We start from the raw sequence: 25077 nt of genomic DNA on the forward strand, positions 1-25077 counted from the left end.
AGCTACACGTTGAAGTACTTCGCTTCCGGGTGGTAGAGCACGAACGCATCTGTGGACTGCTCAGGGTGCAGCTGGAGCTCTTCAGAGAGTTCCACGCCGATGCGCTCCGGCTGCAGCAGGTCAATCATGCCCTGACGGAAGGTCAGATCCGGGCAGGAACCATAGCCGAAGGAGTAACGAGCGCCACGGTACTTCAGGTCAAAGAAGTCCTGGGTATCGTCGGAGTCTTCCGCGCCAACACTTGTGCCGTCGGAGAACGCGAGCTCGGAGCGAATGCGCTGGTGCCAGTACTCGGCCAGCGCCTCGGTGAGCTGCACACCGATACCGTGGACCTCCAGGTAGTCGCGGTATTCATTCTTGGCGTAAATATCGTTGGCGAAGTCAGCGATGGGCTGTCCCATGGTCACCAGCTGGAACGGCATGACGTCGGTCTGCCCTGCGGCGATGGCATCTTCGCGCGAGCGAATGAAGTCAGCAATGCACAGGAAGCGACCGCGCTGCTGGCGCGGAAAGGTCCAGGACACCACTGGCTCGGCCGTGGGGTCGGGCTGCTCCCCTTCTGCAGGCAGCGGCAGTACGTGGACGGTATCGCCCTCAGAAACTGCCGGGAAGTAGCCATAGACGACAGCCGCATGCTGGAGAATGTTCTCGGCGCGCAGGCGCTGCAGCCATGCGCGCAGGCGTGGACGACCATCGGATTCGACCAGTTCCTCGTAGCTCGGTCCCTCATCGCCGCGGGTTCCGCGCAGGCCCCACTGCCCCATGAACAGAGCGCGTTCGTCGAGGGTGGTCAGGTAGTCGTCGAGGGGCAGGCCCTTGACGATGCGGGTTCCCCAGAACGGCGGTGTCGCAACGGGGACATCAGCGGCGACATCGGAACGCTCCGGCACCTCGGGGGCTTCAGCAGCAGCCTTGGCGGCGCGCTGCGCGGCGATGCGCTTGGAGCGCTCACGGCGGGCGCGTCGAGCTTCCTTCTTCTCGCGGGCGGCGATGGCCTCAGGCGAATTCTCGTCCGGGCCGAGGCCCTTCTTAGCTGCCATCAGCTCATCCATGATGCGCAGTCCTTCGAAGGCATCCCTGCCGTAGTAGACATCGCCGTGGTAAAGCTCAGACAGGTCGTCTTCCACGTAGCTACGCGTCAGCGCGGCGCCGCCGAGCAGCACTGGGAAGCGGGCGGCATCACCGGCGGAGTTGATCTCCAGCAGGTTGTCCTTCATCCCCACAGTGGACTTCACCAGCAGACCGGACATGCCGATGGCATCGACATCCAGTTCCTTAGCTGCGGACAAAATCGTAGCAATCGGCTGCTTAATGCCCAGGTTATGCACGGTGTAGCCGTTGTTGGAGAGAATAATCTCCACCAGGTTCTTGCCGATGTCGTGGACATCGCCCTTCACCGTGGCCAGCACAATCGAGCCCTTGGAGCCCGTGGCATCCTCGGCATCCATAAAGCCCTCGAGGTAGCTCACCGCGGCCTTCATCGTCTCGGCCGACTGCAGCACGAATGGCAGCTGCATCTGACCGGAACCGAACAGGTCACCAACGGTCTGCATACCTCGTAGCAGGTCTTCGTTGACGATCGCCAGGGGTTCCTTTTCCTTCATGCCCTCATCGAGGTCAGCTTCGATACCTGTGCGCTCGCCGTCGATGATGCGCTGCGCCAGGCGGTCGAACAGCGGCATGGCGGCGAGCTTCTCGGCCCGGGCGTCCTTAGCGTCAGCGGCGGAGACTCCTTCGAAGAGCTCCATGAAGACCTGCAGTGGGTCGTACTCCCCGTCAGGGTGTCCCGCTTCACGACGGCGGTCGTAGACCATATCGAGAGCGACTTCGCGCTGTTTGTCGTCGATCTTGTTCATCGGCAAGATCTTGGAGCTGTGGGCAATGGCGGAGTCCAAGCCGGCCTCGATGCACTCGTTGAGGAATACCGAGTTGAGTACCTGGCGAGCCGCCGGGTTCAGACCGAAGGAGATGTTGGACAGGCCGAGCGTGGTGTGCACGTTCGGGTGGCGACGCTTAAGTTCGCGGATGGCTTCGATGGTTTCGATGCCGTCGCGGCGAGTTTCCTCCTGCCCAGTGGAAATCGGGAAAGTCAGACAGTCGACAATAATGTCCTGCTCGCGCAGTCCCCACGTGCCGGTGATGTCGGCGATGAGGCGCTCGGCAATCTCAACCTTCTTATCCTTCGTACGCGCCTGACCGTCTTCGTCGATAGTCAAAGCGACCACGGCAGCACCGTGCTCAACAACCTGGCGCATAATACGCTGGTAGCGCGACTCAGGGCCATCGCCGTCTTCAAAGTTCACAGAGTTGACCGCACAGCGACCACCGAGGTGCTCCAGGCCAGTCTTAAGAACTTCCGGTTCCGTAGAGTCCAGCATGACCGGCAAGGTCACCGAGGTGGCGATTTGAGATGCCAGGGTTGCCATGTCATCGCGACCGTCGCGACCCACGTAGTCGACACACAGATCAATCATGTGTGCGCCATCGGTGACCTGACCTCGGGCGGTGTTAAGGCACTTCTCCCAATCACCGGCCAGCATGGCCTCGCGGAAAGCCTTGGAGCCGTTGGCGTTGGTGCGCTCACCAATCATGGTGATGCCGGTCGTCTGCGTCAGCGGGGTTGCCGAGTACAGAGAAGCGACCTCATCGATGGGCTTTGCGTCCGGATCCGTCGATGGGCGTTCTGCCTTAACGGCTGGGCCCTGCTCGGCGTAGGTGCCAGCACCGGTAATAGCGTCGCGAACAGCGGAAACATGCTCCGGCGTGGTACCACAGCAGCCACCGACCATTGCCAGACCGAACTCTTCAACAAAGCCGCGCAGTGCAGTGGCCAGCTCTGGGGCGGTCAGCGGGTAGGTCGCACCGTTCTTACCCAGCACTGGTAGACCCGCATTCGGCATCACCGATACCGGGATCGAGGCGAAGTTGGACAGGTAGCGCAGGTGCTCGCTCATCTCGTCCGGACCCGTTGCACAGTTCAGACCAATCATGTCGATACCCAGCGGCTGCAGCGCTGCCAAGGCTGCACCAATCTCCGAGCCCATCAGCATGGTGCCCGTGGTCTCGACAGTCACGTGGACGACGATCGGAATCTTCTTCTCAGTCTGTCGCATAGCGGCCTTGACACCGTTGACGGCCGCCTTTACCTGCAGCAAGTCCTGACAGGTTTCAATCAAAAACGCGTCCGCGCCACCAGAAATCATGCCGAGTCCGGCCTCCGTGTAAGCGTCGCGAAGCTGAGCGTACGGAGCGTGCCCCAAAGACGGCAGCTTCGTGCCCGGGCCCAGCGAACCGAGGACAAAGCGTCGCATGCCCTCGCGCCCCGGCCCCATTTCGTCAGCGACCTTGCGGGCGATTGCGGTGCCCTTGTGCGCTAGTTCCTGGATACGGTCTTCGATGTCGTAATCCGCGAGGTTCGGGAAGTTACAGCCGAAGGTATTGGTTTCGACCAGGTCGGCGCCGGCCTCGAAATAGCGTCGATGAATCGTCTCGATAATGTCGGGACGAGTGTCATTGAGAATCTCATTACAGCCCTCGTAGCCGAGGAAGTCCGCGTCAACGTCGAGGTCAAAAGACTGCAGCTGGGTACCCATGGCGCCGTCGCCAATGAGTACACGGCTGTGCAGTGCGGTGAGGAACTCGGAAGAGTGGCGATCAGTCATAAGTAGACACCTTAGTCTACTTTCATAATCGCGCCGTTAATCGGGCTGGTTATTCCATCTCGAAGTAGCTTTCTGCCTTCACCGCAGGCAGGTCCAAACCGACAGCTTTCGTTGCGGAATTGATAATCACGAGAATCTCGTCGAGCTCCTCGTCAAAAATCGAGCCGCCGTGCTCATGCTCAATCGCAGCCACGCGCTGTAGGCAGTTCTCTACCGCCTGCGTCGCGGCTTCTTCTCGCTTATCGACGGCCAGCTCCGCCGCCTGATCAATACCAGCGGCGGCCTCGCGGAGAACTTCCCCGACCTGGTCGGCTACCGCTTCGTCAAAAAGTGGCTCCCAGAACTCGCGTTCCTCGGGCTGCAGGTAGCTGCCGGTGGCAAACATGCGCAAATCGGCAACTAGTTTATCGATGTTCTCTTTCGTTACTTCGACTGCAGACATGTCTGAGTTGCTCATGATCAAAGTTTAACGCCAAGCAGCGCGTCCAGCGCGGTGGCAACGAACTCTCCGGCACCCGCTGCGCCAGTTACTGTGCCAGCTTCTGCGGCCTCTTCTGCTCCGCCAGCTTCTGCCTTGTTGCCGGTAGCCGAGGACCACTCCGCAGCCCAGGCATCGATAGCGTCCAGCGCAGCCGGCGTATCCAAGTCATTGGCCAGGCTTGCGCGCACATCGGCAACCAGTGCCGCTGCCGCGCTCACCGCCTTCTCATCGGTGGCAGTCTTAGTAGCTGCGCAAGCCGCACGCCAGGTTTCGAGACGTGCCTTGGCCGCCTCCAGCACCTCGTCCGACCAATCGCGATCAGAGCGGTAATGGCTGGCGAACACGCCAATACGAATCGCACTCGGATCCACGCCGGCGGCCACCAGCTTGGAGACAAACACCAGGTTGCCCAGCGACTTGGACATCTTGACACCATCCAGCGCAATCATGCCAGCGTGAACATAGTGGCGGGCCATACGTGCACAACCAGTAGCGGCCTCAGCGTGAGCCGCCGAGAACTCATGGTGTGGGAAAGCCAGGTCCGAGCCACCGCCCTGAATGTCGAAGCTCTTACCCAAGCGGTTGGTAGCAATCGCCGAGCACTCAATGTGCCAACCCGGCCGGCCCGCACCAAAGGGGGCCTCCCAGCTTGGCTCCCCGGGCCGAGCGGCACGCCACACCAGCGCGTCCAGCGGGTCCTCCTTGCCCGGGCGATCCGGGTCGCCACCGCGCTCCGCAAAGAACTCCGCCATCTGCTCTGCCGAGTAATTGGACTCGTAACCGAAGTTCTCGGTGGCACTCTTGCGGAAGTACACATCCGGGTACTCGTCATTGGTGAGCTGATAGGCCGAGCCATTTTCCAGCAGCTTCTCGACCATTTCCACGACCTCGCCGACGGATTCAATGGCACCGATGTAGTCGCGTGGCGGAATCACCGACAGGTTTTCCATATCCGAGCGGAACAAATCAATCTGCGAGGTGCCCAGCTCGCGCCAGTCCACCCCATCGCGCTCCGCACGCTCGAACAACGGGTCATCGACATCGGTGATGTTCTGCACGTAATGCACCGAGTGCCCATTGTCCAGCAGCTGACGGTAAATCAGATCAAAGGTGAGGTACGTTGCCGCGTGCCCCAGGTGTGTGGCGTCATAGGGCGTGATGCCACACACGTACATAGTCGCCTCTGGCCCCGCTTCCACCTGGGAGACCTTCTGATCCGCGGTGTCGTAGAGGCGTAGGGGTACCGATGTTGAGCTTTCGTCGTCAAGCGAATGCGCCGTACCTGCATTGCTGGCGCGGTTGAACACATCGAAGCGCGCATCGCCGAGACTGGGAACCTGTGGTTGGGGCCACGAATGCATGAAATACTCACTACCTCACTAAACAGCGTTGATCGTGCCGAAGCCGAGCAACACCATAACAATCAAACCGACCGGGATGCGGTACGCGGCGAACCAAGCGAAGGAGTGGTTCGACACAAACTTCAGCAGCCATGCGATAGACGCATAACCGACGACGAAGGCAATCAGCGTACCGATGGCCAATTGCGCACCACTAGCGGCCTGTCCCGCCGCAGGGTCAAACGCGTCTGGAAGCGAAAAAATTCCAGCAGCGAAAACAGCGGGGATAGCCAGCAGGAAGGAAAAGCGCGTTGCAACCTCTCGATCCAAGTGCAAGAACAGGCCGGCAGACACCGTACCGCCCGAGCGCGACACCCCCGGAATGAGCGCCAGACACTGCGCGAAACCCATGACGATGGCATCTCGCATGGTCAGCTCTTCATAGTTGCGCTCACGACGGCCGAACTTCTCTGCGGCGATAAAGACAAAGGAGAAAAGCACCAACACAGCGGCTGTAATCCAGAGATTGCGCAGGTTGTCGCGGATGAGATCCTTCCCCAGCACGCCGATGATGGCAATCGGCAGTGTACCGACAATCACCATCCAGCCCATGCGGTAGTTGAAACCGCGTGCTTCCTTATTGAACAGGCCGGCAAACCAGCCAGTGAGAATCTGCCAGATGTCCTTGGCGAAGAACACCAGCACAGCCAATTCGGTGCCGAGCTGTACTACAGCGGTGAAGGATGCGCCGGCGTCCTGGCCCCACAGCAGCTCAGAGACAATCCGCAGGTGCCCCGAGGAACTCACCGGGAGAAATTCCGTCAGACCTTGCACTACGGAAAGGATGATCGTCTGCGCCCAGGTCATACCGGTGCCGGCGGTATCGGCAGCAGTATCCGCTGAGGCGCTTAGTGTCGTCATGATAGTCACGGGTGTATAGGCTACTCGTCCGATTTGTGTTGTGGCTATAGCGAGGTTTCGGCGCGGCCGTAGCGAGACCTCTCCCGCGGAAGTTTTCCCGCGACCGCACGCAGGTGTCCTAAAGTAAAAATCGTGCAACAACGAATTCTGGGCAACAGCGGTTTACGCGTCTCCGCCTTGGGGCTGGGTACGGCCACCTGGGGTGCGGGTACCAGGCAAGACGAGGCCGGACGCATCCTGACGGACTTCCTCGACGCCGGAGGCAACCTTGTCGACGCTTCCCCACTCCACGGCGGCGACACTGTTGCCGACATGCTGGGTGCAGTCATCGCAAAGCGCGGCGTTGCCGACGAATTGGTGCTTTCGGTCGCATCTGGCATACACCCCGAGCGGCCCGTCGGCAGGCGCGTGGACTGCTCGCGTAAGACACTGCAAAAGGACCTCGACGATACGCTCGGACGCCTCGGCGTCGAACACATTGATCTGTGGTCGCCCGGCTACTGGGATGGGCTGACCCCGCCGGAAGAGGTCGCCGACACCCTGGAATGGGCTGTACGCACGGGGAAAGTACGTTACGCCGGACTGCGTGGATACAGCGGATGGCAAGCAGCGGTGACGCATGCCGCCGCGAATCGAATCGCTCCGGTGTTTGCACAGCATGAGTACTCGCTGCTCCAGCGAAGCCCTGAGGCTGAGCTGCTGCCCGCCTGTGAGCATTTGGGTCTCGGCTTTATCGGTGGCGCCCCACTGGCCCAAGGTGTGTTGACCGCCAAATACCAGCACATCATTCCGGAGGACTCCCGCGCTGCTTCCGAACACGCGGACGCAGAGGTACAGGACTACCTCGACACACGCGGCGTCACGGTCGCAGGTGCGCTGACCACCGCAGCCAAGGGGCTCGGCGTCAGTGCTGCCGTCGCAGCGATTTCCTGGGCGCGCGATCGGCCGGGCGTCACCTCGATCCTTGTTGGCGCTCGAGACCGCGCTCAGCTACGCGAAAACCTCACCGCCGAACAACTCACGCTGCCACCGCAGATTTGCAACGCGCTTGACGACGTCACGCTGTAATCAGTAACCGCATTCTTATAAAGGCTTATAAAGCGCAACGAATGCGAGAACTTCCCACGGCTGGAGGCGTCCACAAAGTAATCCGGCCGGGGTGGTAGTTTCTATAGCGTGAGTGAAAACAGTCGTCGACGTGTCATAACCTCCCTTCTAGCGGGGCTTTCCGCTAGCGCAGTGGTCCTGGCAGGGTGCTCCTCCGATGTGGAAGGAGACATCGATGCCGGAATGGGCAACGCCACGCCAGTGCCGGCCGCTTCACCCGCTGCTCCCGATACTGCTATCGGGAAAGCCAAGAAGATTGATGAGGGCATCACTGATGCAGTGCTGGTCGGCGATCGAGTTGTCCTGAAGGCCGGGGACAAGATCTTTGCCGGTCCGCTGAATAACCCAATCGAGCGTTCGACGAAGCTGGACGCCAAGTGCGGCGAACTCGCGCCGGGCGGCCCCACTGCTCTGCTGCCGTGTGAAGATGGCATCCATGTCATTACTGACCAGGCCACGGAAGCGGCCGTCGTTGGTCGTGGTACCAACTACTCCGCCGCAGTTGGCCTGGAAGGCGGCCGCATCATCGGTGCCCATGCGGATAGCAATGTCATCGATGTATTCGGCGCTGACGGCGAGTTGGCCAGTGACTTTAAGGCCGCGAACAACGGCTCGCAGCTTGTTGAGATTCCGGATGCGGACAGTGACGCTGACGTCAAGCTTTTGGAAGTTAACCGTCCAGAGACCTCGGTGCATGAGCTCAAACTCGATGAATCCCGCGCTGGTTCTGCGCTGCGTGCGGGCATTGGCGTCGGCAAGGTAGCTTCCGGTGACCATGTCATCGCTGCCGCAGACACCAAGGGCAACCAGCTACTGATTTACACGGCAACCGACATCATCCGACTTCACCAAGCAGCTCCGGCTCCGGAGGCGCCGTGGGCGGTAGCGGTCGACGAATCGCGCGGAATTGTCTGGGTGACTTCGACGAAGGTGAACAAGCTGACTGGCTACGACATCAGCTCGGGTACCCCAGTCAAGGTCGCGGACATCAACACGGTTGCAGACCCACAGTCGGTTGTCGCCACCGAGGATGGCCAAATTGGCGTCTTCTCGGCTACCGGTGACGGAGCTCAGATTTTTGACTCCGCGGACGTCGATAAGGCAATTGCTGATTTCAAGCAGGATGCAGAGAAAATTCGTGAGGAGATGTCGGTTCGGGAGCCAGCCGATAAACTACCGACCGGTGCAGGTGACACCAAGGGAGCAGATGACTCCGAGGGAGAGACTAAGTAGATGCCTTCGAAACTTCGCGCCAAGTCCTATCAACTCGCGCTAAAGGCAATGTTCCGGGTTCCGCCGGAGCAGATTCACGAGGCCATCTCGAAGACCCTGAAGGGGCTGCAGAAGTCGGAGAGTCTTCAGCGGGCGGTGAGCAAGCTACTCGTTGTTGACGATGCTGTGCTGCGTCAAACCGTGTTCGGTGTGGACTTCCCGCGTCCGCTGGGGCTCGCCGCGGGCTTCGACAAGGCTGCTATTGCCCCGGATTGCTGGGGACCAATTGGTTTTGGCTACGCGGAACTGGGAACCGTGACTGCCAAGCCGCAGCCGGGCAATGATCGCCCGCGTCTGTTCCGCCTGAAGGAAGACCGCGCCATCTTGAACCGCATGGGTTTCAACAACCCCGGTGCCGCCACTGTAGCGGAGAACCTGCGGGCGCGTCGCAGCGACGACGTCATCGGTATCAACATTGGCAAGACCAAGGTAACTCCGCTCGAAGAGGCCGTCGATGACTATCGAGAATCGGCCAGCCAGCTCGGAGATTTGGCGGACTATGTGGTTGTCAATGTCTCCTCACCGAACACGCCGGGTCTGCGCGACCTTCAGGCGGTAGAGTCCCTGCGGCCGATTCTGGCAGCGGTGACTGAGGAGACCGACTCGCCGGTGCTGGTCAAGATTGCTCCTGACCTCTCCGACGAGGATGTCATTGCAGTTGCTGACCTGGCTGTTGATCTGGGGCTGGCGGGTATTGTGGCAACCAACACCACCATTTCTCGCGAGGGCCTGCGTACGCCCGCGGATGAAGTCGCGGAGATGGGTGCCGGTGGAGTCTCGGGTGCACCTGTGGCAGCTCGGTCACTAGAGGTACTGAAGCTGCTGCACGAGCGCGCCGGAGACAAACTTGTTCTGATCAGCGTCGGCGGCATCGAGACTGCTGAGCAGGCATGGGAGCGGATTGCCAACGGCGCTTCCCTGCTGCAGGGCTACACACCGTTAATCTATGGCGGTCCAGACTGGATTCGTGACATTCACCAAGGGTTAGCTCGCCAGATTCGAGCTCAGGGCTTCTACTCCATTTCGGAGGCTGTCGGCTGTGGCCTCCCGTGGCGTGGTTAACTGCTGAGAGCCGTTGAGGCTTTTTAATCCAATAAACACGCGACCCCGGGTCCTGCTGCCATGAAGGTGCTGGCCCCGGGGTTTTCTGTATGAGTAGCGTGCCCGGGCGGTTGAGGCGACTGTGTGGGCGTCGTATCCCTACTCCCCAACGTTCTCCCACCACGGCGTGATGATGGCACGCGCAATCGAGTGGAAATACAGGTTGAAGCCAAGCACTGTCGGCGTCGCGTCTTCCGGAACATCAAGCTTCTCGACGTCGACCGCGTGCACCGCGTACATGTAACGGTGTGGGGCATGCTGCGCCGGTGGGTTAGCTCCGTAGTGACCACGCATGCCAGAGTCACCGACAAGCTGGATAGCACCGTCTGGCAGCTTAGAGCTGTCTTCGGAGCCAGCTCCCTGTGGTAGCCCCTTTTCGGCCGCTGGAATGTTGAACACAGCCCAGTGCCAAAAGCCCGAAGCGGTCGGGGCGTCCGGATCGAAGCAGGTCACGGCAATGGACTTCGTGCCCTCCGGCAGATTGGCCCAATCCAACTGCGGGGAAACATTCGACGGAGCGCGGAATTCATCCGCAATCTTCTCGCCGTCCTTGATATCTGGCGAGGACAGCTCGAAGGTTGGCAAATCTTTCAGCGGTGCGTACGGATCCGGGCCCGGGAAAACCGGAGCATGTGCAGTGTTATTTGTAGCGTTGTTTGTGGTGTCGTTGGAATTCGTAGTCATAACTACCAGTGTGCCTACTTTATGAGCGCGCTGCAGGGACTTCGCCAGACTACCTATCCTCAATGCCGGATTCTCAGCGCGAATCCAAGGCGGATGCGGGGCTAACAACGGAGATGTAATTACACCCAGGTTTGGCACCTTAATACCCCGATGACCTGCCAATTTGTGTTTCATTATGTAGTCGGGATACAGTATCACAGGTCAGCACGGAAGTGCTTCCTACCCGGTCCGGGTGGCGGAATGGCAGACGCGCTAGCTTGAGGTGCTAGTGCCCTATTAACGGGCGTGGGGGTTCAAGTCCCCCTCCGGACACAAGATAAATCCCGAGAAACTGCAGTAAATGCAGCTCTCGGGATTTTTGTGTTTTCTGGGGGACCTCTATGGTACTGCCCTATTGCAGCGCCGAGGTCAAGCGGAAAACAGAGTCCAGGTAGCGCTGGCGAAGGGGGCGGTCATTCCATTCCTCCTGGGTGAGCAGGAGGGATTTGTCGCGGTACTCGTCGGCAAGCGTGATCAGTTTGTCCACGATGGAACCGGCGGCGGAAAGAAGCGTGATCTCGTAATTGAGGCCGAAGGAGCGCATATCTAGATTGGACGAGCCGAACATGGCCATGCGGTCGTCGATAACCATGAACTTGGAGTGCAGGACGGCAGGCGCCGGATAGCGGTAAATCTTCACGCCAGCGGTTAGCAGTGCCTGGTAATAGGACTGCTGCGCGTGGCCGACCATGAACTGATCGGACTCTTCGTTAACGTAGAGCTGAACGTCGATACCTCCATATGCGGCGGAGGTCAGCGCCATGAGCATGGACTCGTCCGGGACGAAGTACGGACTGACGGCGATAATCCGCTCGTGCGCCTGGTAGATCATGTTATTGAACACGCGCAGGTTCGGCTCCGTGCTGAAGCCCGGACCCGACGGCAGCACCTGGACCACGTTGTAGTTGTCGTTGACCTCAGTGGTGTGGAGTGAATAGTTCCTGGTGGCATCTGGGGTCTTGTATAGCTCGCTGGTCCAATCAACCGCAAAAATTGCGTCGAAGGCCAGCGCAATATCGCCCTCGAGCTCAATCCATGTGTCCACCCAGCGGCGGCCGATCTTATGATTCTTCTTCTTCTGATATTCGGGCTCAATCAAATTCTGCGAGCCCATGAATACAATGTCGCCATCAATCACTACGAGCTTGCGGTGATTACGCAGATCCAGGCGGCGCCAGGTGAGCTTCAGTAAGCTCACGGGCAGCATTGGGTGCCAGGAAATTTTGGACTGGTTCAGGCGTTTTTTCAGCTTGTAGTAGCCGGGGTATTTCCACGAACCAATTGGATCGACCAGTACCTTGACCTCTAGTCCCCTGTCGTGCGCGCGTTCGAGAGCCTGTATGAAAGGCTCGGTGCTGGAATCCAGTGCAAAGATGTAGGACTGCACGTGGATAGATTTCTGAGCCGCATCGATGGTCTCAATCATGCGGTCAATGGAGGTATCGAATTCGGTGAAAAGTCCCTTTTCCGCGCTGGCAATTGCCGGCATTCCCGTGAGCTGACGCGAGAGCTTGAATACGTTGACAACGTCATCTTCTATCTTGGCATCGTTCGGTACGTCGGGCAGATGCTCGGTACGTTCCGCAATGAGCTCCTGTGCCAGTGCCTGTACCTCGTGCCGGCGGCCCGTGATCTGCTGCGAGCCCAGGAAGAGGAACAGAGGTAGGCCGATAAATGGAATCAGCAGAATCAGTAGCAGCCACGCTGTCGAAGCCGATGGGCTTCGGTTTTCCGGCACCCATCCAATCGCGATGAACTTAATCGTGTAGTCGAGCGCGAAGAATAGTACTTGCCACCACGTTAAGTCCTCCACCAGCCATGGGAAGGCGCTCATCAACCAATCCATGCAGATGATATTACTGAAGGAATTTTCAGTATCTTTGGTCGCTATCCCTTAGAAGCGCTCTCCCCTCTTTTGCGACAGCTTATTGTGACATCTGAAATTGAATACTGATATCAATACGTAGTAATGTTCACCTTATTGAACATACTAAGTGTTTGGCATGTCGACTTCGAAAGGACTTACCCCTCCAAATGACTGAGAAGGCTCCTACGAGCACCGAGCTCGACGTTGCCACTAACGTACTGAAGTTGATGGCGGACAAGACGCGTCTCTCCATCCTGTCACTCCTTCGTGACGGGGAGATGACCGTCACCGCCATCGCTAGTGCGCTCGATCGCCCCATCCCCGCGATTTCTCAACACCTGGCGAAGTTGCGCATGGCCAATATGGTGCAGACCCGCAAGGAGGGCACGTCTAGCTTCTATTCGCAGCCCGACGAGCACCTCACCAACCTGGTGATCAACGCTCTCCACTTCGCCGAACACACGCTCTACAGCGATCCGCCCCATCACCGCGGTCAGTAGGCGCACACGGATACGCTCGCTTTACGACGAAAACCCCGCGACCCAACCGGACAGACTCCGATAGGTGATCGCAGGGTTGCTTTTCTTTGGCGCTGCTAGTTTCCCACCCGTGCGGCTAGGAATTGGTCTCGCTGGTGGGAGCTACGTTGTTCAGTACCTAATCGTCGAGCCCGGCGTTCGGTGCCCTTCCTTTGTCGAATGCCTCCATAATGCGCTGGGCAGCGAGCGTCGGTGTGAGCTGCCCCGAGCGGAGTTGTTTTTCCACCAGGGAGCTCTCTATCTGCACAGCCTCGTTGGTGTTGAGTCGCTGCAAGAGCGTTTCGTGCACCATGGACCACATCCACTTAATCTGCTGGTTAGCGCGGTTTTCATCGAAGAGATGATTCTCGTGCATAGCCTCGACATGGTCTTCGATGGCTTGCCAGAACTTGTCGATGCCCTCGTCCTCTAATGCCGACATAGTCAGCACCGGTGGAGTCCAGACTTGATCTGAGGAACGCACCATCTTCATGGCGGTCATCAGGTCACGCGCAGCGCGCTTTGCCGGGCGCAGGTTCTTACCATCCGCCTTGTTGATGGAAATCACGTCGGCCATCTCCAGCACACCCTTCTTGATGCCCTGGAGTTGGTCACCAGCGCCGGCGAGTGCCAGAAACGCAAACGTATCCACCATCTGTGCCACCGCGACCTCGGACTGACCGACGCCGACAGTCTCGACGATGACAATGTCGTAGCCTGCGGCCTCCAGCACCACCATGGCTTCACGGGTTGCCTTGGCGACACCACCGAGCGTGCCCGCAGAAGGCGACGGGCGGATGAAGGCCTCATCCGCGGCCGAGAGCCGGGACATACGGGTCTTGTCGCCCAGAATCGAACCACCGGACTTCGTCGACGACGGGTCGATGGCCAGCACTGCAACGCGGTGGCCCTCCTCAATCAGCTTCAGCCCGAGGGTTTCAATCGTGGTTGATTTACCGACGCCGGGGACACCGGTAAGGCCGACACGCATAGCCTTTCCGGAAAATGGCAGCAACTTCACCAGTAGTTCCTGAGCCAGCACCTTATGCGCCGGAGCAGTCGACTCCAACAGAGTGATTGCCCGAGCTAACTTAGTGCGGTTTCCAGCCCGCACGCCCTCAAAGAGGTCGTCAACATCAATCCGTCGTCGCGCACGACGGACAACTTCGGGGGCCACAGCTGTCTTGCCCTCAACGACCGTGCCAGCGGTAGTGACGAGGGTGCCCAGGTTTTCTTCAAGAAACTCGTTCATCGCTACTTCTCAATTCCGACAACGCGCTGAGCTGAACGCTCAGCTCAGCGCGTATGCGGTAGTTAATTAGGACTCTTCGTCAACGGCAATGTCGAGGCCCAGCTCGGCAGAGAGCTTGGTCATCATGTCGATTGCCGAATCAGCGATGACGGTGCCCGGCGGGTAAATAGCCGCGGCGCCGGCATCGTAGAGTTCCTGGAAGTCGCCCGGTGGGATAACACCACCGACGACAATCATGATGTCCTCGCGACCCAGCTTTGCCAGCTCATCGCGAAGAGCAGGCACGAGCGTCAGGTGTCCGGCGGCTAGCGAAGAAACACCGACGGCGTGGACATCCGAGTCGACTGCCGATTTGGCGGCCTCCTCCGGAGTCTGGAACAACGGCCCCACGTCAACGTCCATGCCGAGGTCCGCGTAGGCGGACGCGATGACCTTCTGGCCGCGGTCGTGACCATCCTGGCCCATCTTGGCCAGGAAGATACGCGGACGGCGACCTTCCTGCTCTTCGAACTTATCGGCCATGGCGATGGCCTTGGAGACGTTAGACACGGCACCCTCCTTGCCAACTTCGTCCTTGTAGACGCCGGAGAGGGTACGAATCTCGGCCTGGTGGCGGCCAAAGACCTCTTCCATTGCGTCGGAGATTTCACCGATGGAGGCCATGGCGCGAGCACAGTCGACAGCGAGCTTCAACAGGTTCTTGTCCAGGTCCCCCGGTTCACCCGGGTTACGGCAAGCGTCGGTCAGAGCGGCCAGTGCCTTCTGAACCTCTTCCTCGTCGCGCTCGGCACGCAGGCGAGCCAGCTTGTCAATCTGCTCCTGGCGTACGCGGGAATTCTCAACCTTGAGAACCTCGATGGCCTCGTCCTCTTCGACCTGGTACTTATTCACGCCAATGAGAGCCTGGCGCCCCGAGTCAATACGAGCCTGCGTACGAGCTGCCGCCTCTTCAATGCGGAGCTTCGGAATGCCCTCGATAGTGGCCTGTGCCATACCGCCAGCCTCTTCGACCTCGTCGATGTGCTGGCGTGCACGCTTGACCAGCTCGTTGGTCAACCACTCGATGTAGTAGGAACCAGCCCACGGATCAACCGGACGCGTGGTGTTGGACTCCTGCTGGAGCAGCAGCTGAGTGTTACGAGCAATACGGGCCGAGAAGTCAGTCGGCAGTGCCAAGGCCTCGTCCAGGGCGTTGGTGTGCAGCGACTGGGTGTGGCCCTGCGTTGCGGCCATAGCCTCAACAGCAGTACGAGCGACGTTGTTGTAGACGTCCTGGGCGGTCAGCGACCAACCGGAGGTCTGCGAGTGAGTACGCAGGGACTGCGACTTCGGGTTCTTCGGACCAAACTTGCCAACCAGCTCAGACCAGAGGATACGGCCTGCACGCAGCTTGGCAATCTCGGTGAAGGTGTTCATCGAGATGCCCCAGAAGAAGGACAGACGCGGAGCGAACTTATCAACTTCCAAGCCAGCGTCAATACCGGCCCGCAGGTACTCGATGCCGTCGGCAAGCGTGTAAGCGAGCTCGAGGTCGGCCGTCGCGCCGGCTTCCTGAATGTGGTAGCCGGAAATCGAAATCGAGTTGAACTTCGGCATCTTTGCCGAGGTGTACTCGAAGATCGAAGAGATGATTCGCATCGAGGGCTTCGGCGGGTAAATGTAGGTGTTACGAACCATGAACTCCTTGAGAATGTCGTTCTGGATCGTACCGCGCAGTTGCTCAGTCGAAACGCCCTGCTCTTCAGCAGTGACAATGTAGAAGGCCAGAATCGGCAGCACAGCGCCGTTCATGGTCATAGACACCGAGACACCGCCCAGGTCAATGCCCTGGAAGAGCTCACGCATGTCGTAAATCGAGTCAATTGCCACACCGGCCATACCGACGTCGCCGGACACACGCGGGTTGTCCGAGTCGTAACCGCGGTGGGTCGCCAGGTCGAAAGCGACCGAAAGACCCTTCTGGCCGGCCGCGAGGTTGCGGCGGTAGAAGGCGTTGGATTCAGCTGCGGTGGAGAAACCAGCGTACTGGCGAATAGTCCACGGCTGGTTGGTGTACATGGTCGGGTACGGCCCGCGCATGAATGGGGCGATACCCGGGAAAGAATCTACCGGGTGACCCTCGGCAGCTGCGGCGTCGCGGTCAGCGCGATCGTAGACACGCTTGACGTCGATGCCTTCTGGAATGGTCCACACTTCACCAGCTTCCGCGGCAGCTGCCTTGTTGGTGGCAGCTGCCGCGTCGTCGGTGTTGCGGGAGATGTCAGCGAAATTTGGGATGGTGGTCATTACTTCCTTCACGCTCCCAGTTCGTTCAGCAGTCGGGACAGCTCCGCGACAGCATCGATGGTCATGTTCAGGTATCCGTCGGGGCGAGCGTCTTCAGCGGCATTAGCGAAGCTCTTCTCGGAGCCGGCCACCAGGACCTCCTTAGCGCCTGCGGCGCGGGCGGCCTTGACAGCGTCCTGGCCCGAGGTCTCGTACTCGCTGTCGGCTGCGCACAGCACGACAATCGGAGAGGCCTTCACTGCCTCTTCGAAACCGGCCTCGCCCGGCACAACCTGGCCGGGGTTAGCGACGGCGATACCGCCGGAAGCCAGCAGGTTGGAGGTAAAACCAGTGCGGATGTTGTGCTTGGCCAGCGGACCCAGCGGCAGCATGGCAATCAGCGGACGGTTGCCCTTTTCAGCCAGGAAGTCATCGGAGCGGTTGCGCAGCGCCTCGAAGTCGCGTGCCCAACGGCGAATCGGATCGCCCTCCGGGCGAGCCTCGGGAGCCAGTGGGGCTTCAGCCAGGTTCGGGAACTCGTTGATAGCGGTGACCTTGGTGCGGCGATGCGCGATATCGGCGCGGCGCTTTTCCCAGGTAGCGTCCAGGGCGGTGCGAATATCGGCCTCTGCGGAGGTGAAACCGCCGGCGGCCTCAGTGCCGGTGAAGATCTCCCACGCCTTGTCGGCCATTTCCTCGGTCAGGTCCTCCACGAAGTAGGAGCCACCTGCTGGGTCGGCGACGTAACCAAGGTGAGACTCTTCCAGCAGCAACAGGTTGGTGTTGCGAGCGATGCGAGCCTTGAAAGTCTTGGAGACGTTCGGCATGCCGCCGACAACTGCGTAATCAAACGGCAGAACCTCAATTGAGGAAGCACCGCCGACACCTGCGGCGAAGGAGGCGACAGTTACACGCAGCATGTTGACCCACGGATCGCGCTGGCTGAACATGACCGGGGCTGTCACGGCGTGCATCGGAGCGCGGCCAGTTTCAGGGGCACCGATGACCTCAGCAACGCGGGCCCACAGAACGCGAGCGGCGCGGAACTTCGCAATGGTGTCGAACTGGTCGTCGGTAGCGGCAAAGCGGAAAGAAATCTGGCCGAGCGCTTCTTCAGCGCTCAAGCCCGCTTTAGTCAGCGCACGCAGGTAGGCGACACCAACGGCGAGGCTGTAGCTGATCTCCTGGATGTTGTTTGCACCCAAGTTGGAGAAAACAACGCCGTCGACAAGCAGGGCGCGGATGTCGCCCGGCTGCTTAGCTGCCTTGACGGCCAGCTGAATGGCCTCGTCGAGAGAAACATCATCAATACCGGCAAAAGCAGAGGTCAGCGGAGCTGCAGAAAGCTCTACTGCGATGTTGTCTGGATTAGTCGGGTTTACCTGCTCGATGTAGGACGTCAGTGCTTCCGCAACCTGTGCAGTCTTCTTACCAGCATGTACGGCAATCGGAGCAAGGTCGAGGTAGACATTGTTAAGCAGAGCTGGCACGTCAGCGGCTTCGAGGGAGCCGGTGAAGTCCAGGCGGATGTCCGTGGTGCCGTTTTCCAGGGCAGTCAGCAGAGTCTCGTTGACGGCCTTTGGGTCAAGGGCATCCTCACCCGGGTATTGGCGACTGAAGGTCTCTCGAACGCCCCAACCGTTGGTGTTGTCCGAAGTGACCTTTGCGCCACGGACGAATGGGAACTGACCCGGAGCTGGGCTTTCCGCATGCTCATCCGCGCGGGTGTAGAGCGGACGGACATCGACACCGTCGTAGGTGGTCTGAATTAGTCGTTTCCAAATATCGAGCGGTACATCTGCAACGTCTTGCTTGTGCACCCGCGCGAATACCTTGGCCACGCCCTGATACCAGGAATTCTGCAATTCCTCGAAGTTTGGTGGCAGCGTGGAAGGTGATTCGGGGGTCGTTCGGTCAGTCACGACAGACCTTCTCCCTTACATGTTCTAAGCAACGCCCCCATCAATCCATGGCCGAGGATATTCGGTTGCGACAATTTCCGAATTCTCCGCGACGGAAAGGGATCTATAAGGCGTTGGCTTCCTCCAATAGTCAATAAGAGCCACTAGTCAGACGCTAAGACTCACCCGAGTGTCCGTGCACTGAACTTTTCAGCTACTTGTGCAATACCCTTACGTTCGGTTTTGTGCTGACGGGCACGTCAAGTGCTCGAGCCAAGGCATAGTGACCTTGACTCCCATCCTAGTGAAATAAAGGGCAAACGCCTTTAGCCACTGATTCGCCCTCCTTGCGGAGCCCCCAACTCGCAGGTCACACGCTTCTCCGCAATCCCCGGTAACCTCAAATGGGTGAACGTATCCGATGTGCGAATTACCCCTACACTCAAAAAGGTTCTGCTGGTGCTAGCCGTAGGTGTGGGGGTCGTCGTCACGCTGTACGTCGATGTTCCCACCGTCGCTACCATCCGGCAGTGGTCCATCGATGCCGGTGACTGGTTCCCTCTCCTCTACTTTCTCGCATACGTTGCACTGACTCAGTTTCCAATCCCCCGCACCGTATTCACTTTGGCTTCCGGAATCCTCTTCGGACCAATGCTTGGTTTCCTGCTCGCAATTACTGCGACCACGGTGTCTGGCCTTCTCTCCCTCTGTATTGTGCGGTTTTTGGGACGCGACTGGTTTCGCACGCACCTGACTAACCGCCGTCTCCTCAGTCTCGACCACCGGTTGGAACAACGCGGCTGGCTCACAGTGCTCAGCTTGCGCATGATTGCTGGCGTGCCATTTTCGTTTCTCAACTACGCCTGTGGGCTGTCGTCGATACGCATCGTGCCGTATATCATCGCCACTGCCCTGGGTTCGGCGCCGAACACACTCGCCGTCGTTTTGCTTGGCGACGCGCTGTTGGTCGGCTTCGACGTGCGCTTTGCGGTGGCCACGGGAATTCTGCTCGTGCTTGGCCTGCTGGGGCTTCTTGCGGACGCCAAGTTCCCTGTCGTAACCGGTTCTTCGAAACATTAAAACACCGCTTGGCGCTCTAGAACTAGACGTGAGTTTTTCGGCGGACTGGTGTTGGTTGCCCGTGAGTTTGCGGAGGCAATGAACGTGTCTTAGCCCAAGTGTCAAGGGGTGGGGCTAGACTAGAACGTATGTACTCAGTCTTTGCCAGGTATCGCGGTCGATCTACTCGCAGGGCAGATCACGTTCAGGCCTCTGCGCAGGCACTTTCCGGCCTGGAAGGCGTAGGAACTGTTGAGGTTGCAGGTATCGAAGAGCTTCGCGCAGCTCCTGAAAATGCTGTGGGAGTCACCACGCTTGTGCTGGCGCTATTGGCCGCAGGTGACTGGGCAATAGGTATCGGTGTTTGTCCTCAGGACAACATTGAGCAAGCGCATCTGGCATCGAGCTCAGTCATCGGTAAGGGAGGCAGAGCCGGCACGGTAAAAACCCGCATTCGGACTAACAATCCGCGCGGTAAGGACTACTCGGAGGATATTGGTGCAGCATTCACATTGCTGCATTACGTTATCTCTCGCAGGTCCCCCGAAGGGCGCGAGGCAACTGGTTTGGTTCGCGCTGGTTATTCACAGGTAGAGGCCGCGGAAGAATTGGGAGTTTCTAAACAGGCCGTCAATCAGCGCCTCGCAGCAGCTGGTTGGCAGGCGGAGTTGGCCGGGTGGAACCTGGCAGTCCACCTGCTTCAGCGAGCTGACGAATTATAAAAACTTACTGCCCATTTTCTGGGGTGTAAGGGTCACGTGACCATCCTGAAAAATCTGGATGATCGGTGGAGTGGGCACCGCCGCCTGCATTGGTATTACCGGTACCAGGAGCCGAGGGCAGGTCACGTTTGCCGGAGGGAACTGACGGTGCAGCCGGTGCATCCGGTGTTGCAGGTTCAACCGCTGCCGGGCGGTTCTGGCCACCCAACTGTTCAGGCTGAGCGGGCTGAGCTGACTCGGCGCGGCCGTTCTTCTTCCTCTCAGGGGTATTACCCGCTGCTGCAGCTACCGGATCATCAACCGGGCGGTTAGCGACCTCGTTCGCCGCGGCAACCGCACGAGCCAACTCCGGGTTGGTCGACATGTCGAACCAGTTCTCATCGCGGCCCTGCTCAGCTTCTTCCTTGGTCTCTCGGCTCACGGCCGGAGGCTCATAGCGGAAGACACCGTCGGCATCCTTCTTGCCGAAAGCCCTGGCGAAGCTCTCGAGGCTGTCACCGAACTGCGACGGAATCATCCAAACAGTATTGCCGTCCTTATTTGCCAGCTCAGGTAGCTTCTCCAGGTACTGCCAGGCAAGGATCTCAGGTGTCAACTGTGAAGCCTTGACAGCGGCGTTGACCTTCTGGATAGCGCGAGCATTACCCTGTGCCTCAAGGTAGGTAGCGGCGCGAGTACCCTCAGCGCGCAGAATGGTTGCCTGACGCTCAGCTTCAGCAGCCAGAATTGCTGCGTGCTTGTTACCCTCGGCGGCCAGAATCTGTGCCTGCTTACGGCCCTCAGCAGTTTTAATATCGGCTTCGCGGGTACCTTCCGCAGTCAGAATCATGGCGCGCTTCTCGCGATCGGCCTTCATCTGCTTTTCCATCGACTGCTGAATCGACGGTGGCGGCTCAATAGCCTTCAGCTCCACACGAGCGATACGAAGACCCCACTTGGCAGTGGCCTCGTCCAGCTCGCCGCGCAGACGGCGGTTGATGTAGTCACGGGAAGTCAGTGTCTCTTCCAGGGTCAGACCACCCACGACGTCGCGAAGCGTTGCGGTAGTGATCTGTTCGACACCGAAGATGTAGTCGTCGATACCGTAAATCGCCCGATCCGGTTCGTTGACCTGGAAGGTCACGACGGTATCGATAGCCACAGTCAGGTTGTCTTCGGTGATCACTGCCTGTGGCGGAAAGGTAACCATACGCTCACGGGTATCAACCTTCTCGCGCACTCGGTCAATAATCGGGATGATGAAGTTCAGGCCGCTATTCAGTGTCTGCGTGTATCGTCCCAGTCGCTCTACGATTGCCGCTTCACCCTGTGGGACCAGCACAATCGCTTTGAGAACCAAGGTAACAACCACGAGAATGAAAACGACGAGGATGATAAAGCCTTCCATGGAATTCCCTCGTAGCTAGAAACTGTGTGGTCAGTTATTTGATGGTCAGTAACTAAGAGTGCTCCGAGCGCCCTTTAAGTGAGTTGACTGCTCAGAGCAGCTTGTCCACTACTGCGGTATTGCCCGAAATCTCTACAATCGTGACTCTTTCCTTCGCATCGAAGGTCTGCGCAGTCAGAAGACTGCGCGCGCTCCACAACTCGCCATTGACCTTAATCAGACCCGCTGACGAGGAAACTGGCTCGATGACCTCAGCATGACGGCCCGCTAGCAGTTCCGGACGCGACTCCAGTTCGGCGGACTTGTCCGGTTTTGCCATCTTCTTGCGCAACACAGGGCGAACTGTCAGCACAAGTGCGGCGGACACAACGGCGAAGATAACCACTGACAGCCAAAGCGGCGCTCCAAGCTGGCTCGCACCGGACGCTGCCAGCGCACCACCTCCGAGCATTAACAGTGCTAAATCTCCGACCGCGAGTTCACCGAGAACCAGTAGGAGGCTTGCTCCGAGCCAAAGGAGAGAAATCACGCCCTCACCCTACCTACTTTGCAGAACAAATGTGGGGCGAGTGGAGCCAGTATTTCGGGATCAGTATTGCATATGTGGCTCAGTGACGAAGTCGACCAGGCGCTCAACTGCACCAATCAAATCCGACTCCAGATCACGGTAGGTGTGTACACCTGCGTAGACGCGTCGCCAGCCCTCCTTGGGGTCGTCTCCCCAGCCCAAGCGACGGCAGATTCCTGTCTTCCAGTCCTCCCCGTAAGGAACTTCCGGCCATGCTTCAATGCCTACCGACGAGGGCTTGACCGCCTGCCAGACATCGATAAATGGGTGGCCAGTGACCATCACATGCGGGCCGAGCTGCTGAGTCATGCGGCTTTCTTTACTGCCTTCCATCAAGTGGTCTGCCAGGACTCCGACGCGGCGCTTCGGACCCGGACCAAATTCGGCCAAGCGTTCCGGGAGATTGTCCAAGCCCTCCAGATACTCGACGACTACGCCCTCAACACGCAGATCGTGGCCCCATACTTTCTCGACAATTGCCGCGTCATGAATACCCTCGACCCAGATACGGCTGGGTAGAGCAACCTTAGCCTTGACGTTGTGGACCTTGCGCGAGCCCGATGCCGACAGATCCTGCGAGGGCTTCTTTGGTTCTGCCTTCGGCCGTACCAGAGTCACAGGTTTGCCATCGATGAGAAAACCGCGCTCGTGCATGGGAAACAGCCGCGACTTTCCGTGGCGGTCCTCCAGCCGAACGCACCAGCCGTCGAAAGTTTTCTCTAACCCGATAATCGCACCGACGAATCCGTCATAGGATGCCTCGACGACAACACCATTTTCTGCTGTTACCTCGCGTGCCGGCTGCGGGATACGACGGCGGTGTCCACGTGCGCCAGCAAACACGTCCTGATTGCGATACGGGTCTTGAAAGCTCATGGATACTGAGATTAACAGCATGGGTTACGGAACCGGCGACACACTGCACTAGGATGAGCTGCACTATGCAGCGCAGTGTTCTCGACCAGGTCTGGAGTCCAACTCAGCACATCGCCCTTTGGCTGGGCGCATGGTTGTCGGGTTTGGAAAACTACGATCATCTCCTCGATGCTCTTGATTCGCTCGGCGGGCCCACGTCAGTTCCGGGGACATTCGTGCTTGCCGACGCCATGGTTCCGAATGTCATCGATTGCGACGCTGATCTCGATCGAAGCGACATGCTCCGCCTTCTTCGAGCAGTTACTGACGCGGGAGATTGGCACAGTGACCATCGTCCCCTCGTCCGCCTTATTCTCTCCGGACCCGGTGACGCACCTGCACTGCCTGCGGGAACCGACGCCGCTGAGGGCGCACGCGCAGCAGGCTCAGCCATTGTGATTGCGGATGCGGAGCCGGGTTGGAACCATGCGCTCGTACCAGTGACATCGCCGGTGCCCGGTCTGCTGCAGTGGCACTGGTACACGCTCGAAGGACACATCCCGGAGCCGGCCTATCTCTCCCCTGGCGAGGCGGATTTGCAGCTGGCGGATGCGGCGCGAGTTGCGGCTGCCACTATTGCGGCGATGCCGCGTTCACCGCTGACGTCGTCAAGCAGTGGTACCCCGAAGGCGGATCCTCGGCTGATGGTCGGCATGCTTGATGATCACCTGGACATGGCTTTTGTTCCGGATGATGTGCCGCGCCGTGCACTGGGAGTGCTCGCCCGAGCTGATCGGGTGTCGTCGATTCTGGCGGTGGCACAGGGCAGCGAGTCGGGGCACGGCAGCGCCGCGTTTGATGCGCAGCTCATCCCGCTGTGGCGAAAGATTCGGCAGGCGCGGATGAGCGCGGTGGAATACGCGATTCAGGAGTGGACCCGCTAGAGGTTTGCCTTGCCCTGCGGTCCAATTGAGGCCAAGGGAATCAGTGTGGGCGGCGCGTTGCCGGGGTGCAACAGGATGCGGCGCAGGGGGCGCCGTTGCAGGCCGAGCCGAGTAGCGGTCCACTTCCCAGGCGGCGGGGTTCGGCATCTGCGATGCGCTCTTCGATGAGCTCCACGAGCATGTCAGTGAAAGTAGCCGTCGGGCCAGGTGTTGCGACACGCTCGATGACTATGTCGTGATGAGCCATTTCATCCTGTAGCTCAGCATCCAAATCCCAGGCGACCTCAACATGGTCCGAGATGAAGCCAATCGGGCACACTACTGCGGATCGAAGACCTTGGGTGACCTCCGCTTCAACGTGGTCGACGATGTCAGGCTCCAACCACGGCACGTGCTCCGGGCCCGAGCGGGACTGCCAGACGACGTCAAAGTCGGTGATACCGACTGCATCGGCGACCAGCCGCGCTGCTTCGTTGACCTGGCGAGAGTAAAGATTTCCGCCGAGTTCTACCGGCCCAGATGCCTTGTCCGCAGAGACCGGAATAGAGTGAGCGGTGAAAATAAGCCGGGCCTGGTCACGACGGTCATCCGGTAGCTTGGCAAACGCCTCACGCACGGCATCTGCATAGGCTTCTATAAAGAGCGGATGATCGTAGAAGCTCCGAATTTTCTCCATGTCAAAAGCACGGTCGCCCAGAGATTCGCGCATCCGAGCAATGTCTTCGTGATACTGGCGGCAGCCGGAGTATCCGCCCCAGGCGCTAGTGGCGAAAACGAGCGCTCGCTTAACGCCGTCATCAGCCATCTTTGCCGCGGTGTCTTCAGCCATCGGATGCCAATTGCGATTCCCGAAATAAACAGGCAAGTCATAGCCACGGCGAGTGAGCTCAGCCTTAAGGTTGGAGACAATTTCGCGGTTTAAATCGTTGAGCGGGGACTTGCCGCCGAAGTGCGCATAGTGAGCACCGACCTCGTCCAACCTCTCCGGCGGAATTCCGCGGCCGCGGGTGACATTCTCCAGGAAGGGACGCACATCGGCCATCTTTTCGGGACCGCCGAAAGACAACAGCAAGATAGCGTCAAAATTATCAGAAGACATAGGCAACCAGTTTAGTAGCGCAGTCTGAGGACA

20 protein-coding genes and 1 tRNA gene are annotated in these 25077 nt (G+C 59.1%); 8 read left to right on the forward strand and 13 right to left on the reverse strand.

Translation table 11 applies throughout. From position 1 onward, the window contains the following. Nucleotides 1-2 precede the first annotated feature (2 nt). The 4 genes from metH to HMPREF2860_RS02300 are packed head-to-tail and all read right to left on the reverse strand — an operon-like array spanning nt 3 to nt 6404. The gene (gene metH / locus HMPREF2860_RS02285) at nt 3-3662 is read right to left on the reverse strand and encodes a methionine synthase (RefSeq protein WP_070628553.1); all 3660 of its coding nucleotides are present in this window, start codon (nt 3660-3662) and stop codon (nt 3-5) included. Between the two features lie 49 nt (nt 3663-3711). Next, on the reverse strand, nt 3712-4119 hold the full coding sequence (locus HMPREF2860_RS02290; protein WP_038625453.1) for a hypothetical protein: 408 nt from the start codon (nt 4117-4119) through the stop codon (nt 3712-3714). A 2-nt stretch (nt 4120-4121) separates the two neighbouring features. After that, the gene (gene mshC, locus HMPREF2860_RS02295; RefSeq protein ID WP_070628554.1) at nt 4122-5504 is read right to left on the reverse strand and encodes a cysteine--1-D-myo-inosityl 2-amino-2-deoxy-alpha-D-glucopyranoside ligase; all 1383 of its coding nucleotides are present in this window, start codon (nt 5502-5504) and stop codon (nt 4122-4124) included. 18 nt (nt 5505-5522) lie between these two features. Then, the gene (locus HMPREF2860_RS02300; protein WP_040361409.1) at nt 5523-6404 is read right to left on the reverse strand and encodes an undecaprenyl-diphosphate phosphatase; all 882 of its coding nucleotides are present in this window, start codon (nt 6402-6404) and stop codon (nt 5523-5525) included. 132 nt (nt 6405-6536) lie between these two features. On the opposite strand from HMPREF2860_RS02300, the gene HMPREF2860_RS02305 reads away from it, so the two are divergent. The 3 genes from HMPREF2860_RS02305 to HMPREF2860_RS02315 all read left to right on the forward strand — a co-directional run bounded on the left by HMPREF2860_RS02305 (nt 6537) and on the right by HMPREF2860_RS02315 (nt 9845). Next, entirely contained in the window at nt 6537-7472 is a 936-nt protein-coding gene (locus HMPREF2860_RS02305; protein ID WP_070432142.1) for an aldo/keto reductase, read from the forward strand. A 108-nt stretch (nt 7473-7580) separates the two neighbouring features. Next, nucleotides 7581-8744 (forward strand): hypothetical protein, encoded by a 1164-nt coding sequence (locus HMPREF2860_RS02310; protein WP_187402663.1) that lies wholly within the window; start codon nt 7581-7583, stop codon nt 8742-8744. After that, nucleotides 8745-9845, forward strand: coding sequence for a quinone-dependent dihydroorotate dehydrogenase (locus HMPREF2860_RS02315; protein ID WP_070628555.1), 1101 nt, complete (start codon nt 8745-8747; stop codon nt 9843-9845). It begins immediately after the preceding gene. Between the two features lie 138 nt (nt 9846-9983). Here HMPREF2860_RS02315 and HMPREF2860_RS02320 read toward each other — a convergent pair whose 3' ends face one another. After that, entirely contained in the window at nt 9984-10568 is a 585-nt protein-coding gene (locus HMPREF2860_RS02320; protein ID WP_070628556.1) for a YbhB/YbcL family Raf kinase inhibitor-like protein, read from the reverse strand. 226 nt (nt 10569-10794) lie between these two features. Between HMPREF2860_RS02320 and HMPREF2860_RS02325 the strand changes: the two genes are divergently transcribed. Continuing rightward, a tRNA-Leu gene (locus HMPREF2860_RS02325) sits at nt 10795-10880 on the forward strand. 79 nt (nt 10881-10959) lie between these two features. On the opposite strand, the gene cls is transcribed toward HMPREF2860_RS02325, so the two are convergent. After that, nucleotides 10960-12453, reverse strand: coding sequence for a cardiolipin synthase (gene cls / locus HMPREF2860_RS02330; RefSeq protein WP_083309495.1), 1494 nt, complete (start codon nt 12451-12453; stop codon nt 10960-10962). Nucleotides 12454-12641: 188 nt separating this feature from the next. Here cls and HMPREF2860_RS02335 point away from each other — a divergent pair, with 188 nt between their 5' ends. After that, a complete protein-coding gene (locus tag HMPREF2860_RS02335) occupies nt 12642-12974 on the forward strand; it encodes an ArsR/SmtB family transcription factor (RefSeq protein ID WP_070628557.1) in 333 nt (110 codons plus the stop codon). Nucleotides 12975-13131: 157 nt separating this feature from the next. Here HMPREF2860_RS02335 and meaB read toward each other — a convergent pair whose 3' ends face one another. The 3 genes from meaB to HMPREF2860_RS02350 form a co-directional block, all read right to left on the reverse strand. Beyond that, complete coding sequence (meaB, locus tag HMPREF2860_RS02340) at nt 13132-14244, reverse strand: methylmalonyl Co-A mutase-associated GTPase MeaB (protein ID WP_070560293.1); 1113 nt, start codon at nt 14242-14244, stop codon at nt 13132-13134. Between the two features lie 66 nt (nt 14245-14310). After that, complete coding sequence (scpA, locus tag HMPREF2860_RS02345; protein WP_070628558.1) at nt 14311-16530, reverse strand: methylmalonyl-CoA mutase; 2220 nt, start codon at nt 16528-16530, stop codon at nt 14311-14313. An 8-nt stretch (nt 16531-16538) separates the two neighbouring features. After that, nucleotides 16539-18431, reverse strand: coding sequence for a methylmalonyl-CoA mutase family protein (locus HMPREF2860_RS02350; protein WP_070628559.1), 1893 nt, complete (start codon nt 18429-18431; stop codon nt 16539-16541). Between the two features lie 387 nt (nt 18432-18818). Between HMPREF2860_RS02350 and HMPREF2860_RS02355 the strand changes: the two genes are divergently transcribed. Continuing rightward, nucleotides 18819-19490 carry a TVP38/TMEM64 family protein gene (locus tag HMPREF2860_RS02355; protein ID WP_070628560.1) on the forward strand — a complete coding sequence of 224 codons (672 nt, stop codon included), beginning with the start codon at nt 18819-18821 and terminating at the stop codon, nt 19488-19490. A 128-nt stretch (nt 19491-19618) separates the two neighbouring features. Continuing rightward, on the forward strand, nt 19619-20191 hold the full coding sequence (locus tag HMPREF2860_RS02360) for a DNA-binding protein (RefSeq protein WP_070628561.1): 573 nt from the start codon (nt 19619-19621) through the stop codon (nt 20189-20191). 4 nt (nt 20192-20195) lie between these two features. On the opposite strand, the gene HMPREF2860_RS02365 is transcribed toward HMPREF2860_RS02360, so the two are convergent. The 3 genes from HMPREF2860_RS02365 to HMPREF2860_RS02375 all read right to left on the reverse strand — a co-directional run bounded on the left by HMPREF2860_RS02365 (nt 20196) and on the right by HMPREF2860_RS02375 (nt 23022). Continuing rightward, nucleotides 20196-21578 (reverse strand): SPFH domain-containing protein, encoded by a 1383-nt coding sequence (locus HMPREF2860_RS02365; protein WP_070628562.1) that lies wholly within the window; start codon nt 21576-21578, stop codon nt 20196-20198. A gap of 91 nt (nt 21579-21669) precedes the next feature. Next, nucleotides 21670-22107 (reverse strand): NfeD family protein, encoded by a 438-nt coding sequence (locus tag HMPREF2860_RS02370; protein WP_038625427.1) that lies wholly within the window; start codon nt 22105-22107, stop codon nt 21670-21672. Between the two features lie 60 nt (nt 22108-22167). Next, on the reverse strand, nt 22168-23022 hold the full coding sequence (locus HMPREF2860_RS02375) for a DUF3097 domain-containing protein (protein ID WP_070628563.1): 855 nt from the start codon (nt 23020-23022) through the stop codon (nt 22168-22170). Nucleotides 23023-23075: 53 nt separating this feature from the next. Between HMPREF2860_RS02375 and HMPREF2860_RS02380 the strand changes: the two genes are divergently transcribed. Then, nucleotides 23076-23945 (forward strand): hypothetical protein, encoded by an 870-nt coding sequence (locus tag HMPREF2860_RS02380; RefSeq protein WP_235191254.1) that lies wholly within the window; start codon nt 23076-23078, stop codon nt 23943-23945. Between the two features lie 40 nt (nt 23946-23985). On the opposite strand, the gene HMPREF2860_RS02385 is transcribed toward HMPREF2860_RS02380, so the two are convergent. Then, nucleotides 23986-25044 carry a ferrochelatase gene (locus HMPREF2860_RS02385; RefSeq protein ID WP_038625420.1) on the reverse strand — a complete coding sequence of 353 codons (1059 nt, stop codon included), beginning with the start codon at nt 25042-25044 and terminating at the stop codon, nt 23986-23988. Nucleotides 25045-25077 lie beyond the last annotated feature (33 nt).

This window comes from Corynebacterium sp. HMSC064E10, assembly GCF_001812505.1.
GTDB classification, from domain to species: domain Bacteria; phylum Actinomycetota; class Actinomycetes; order Mycobacteriales; family Mycobacteriaceae; genus Corynebacterium; species Corynebacterium amycolatum.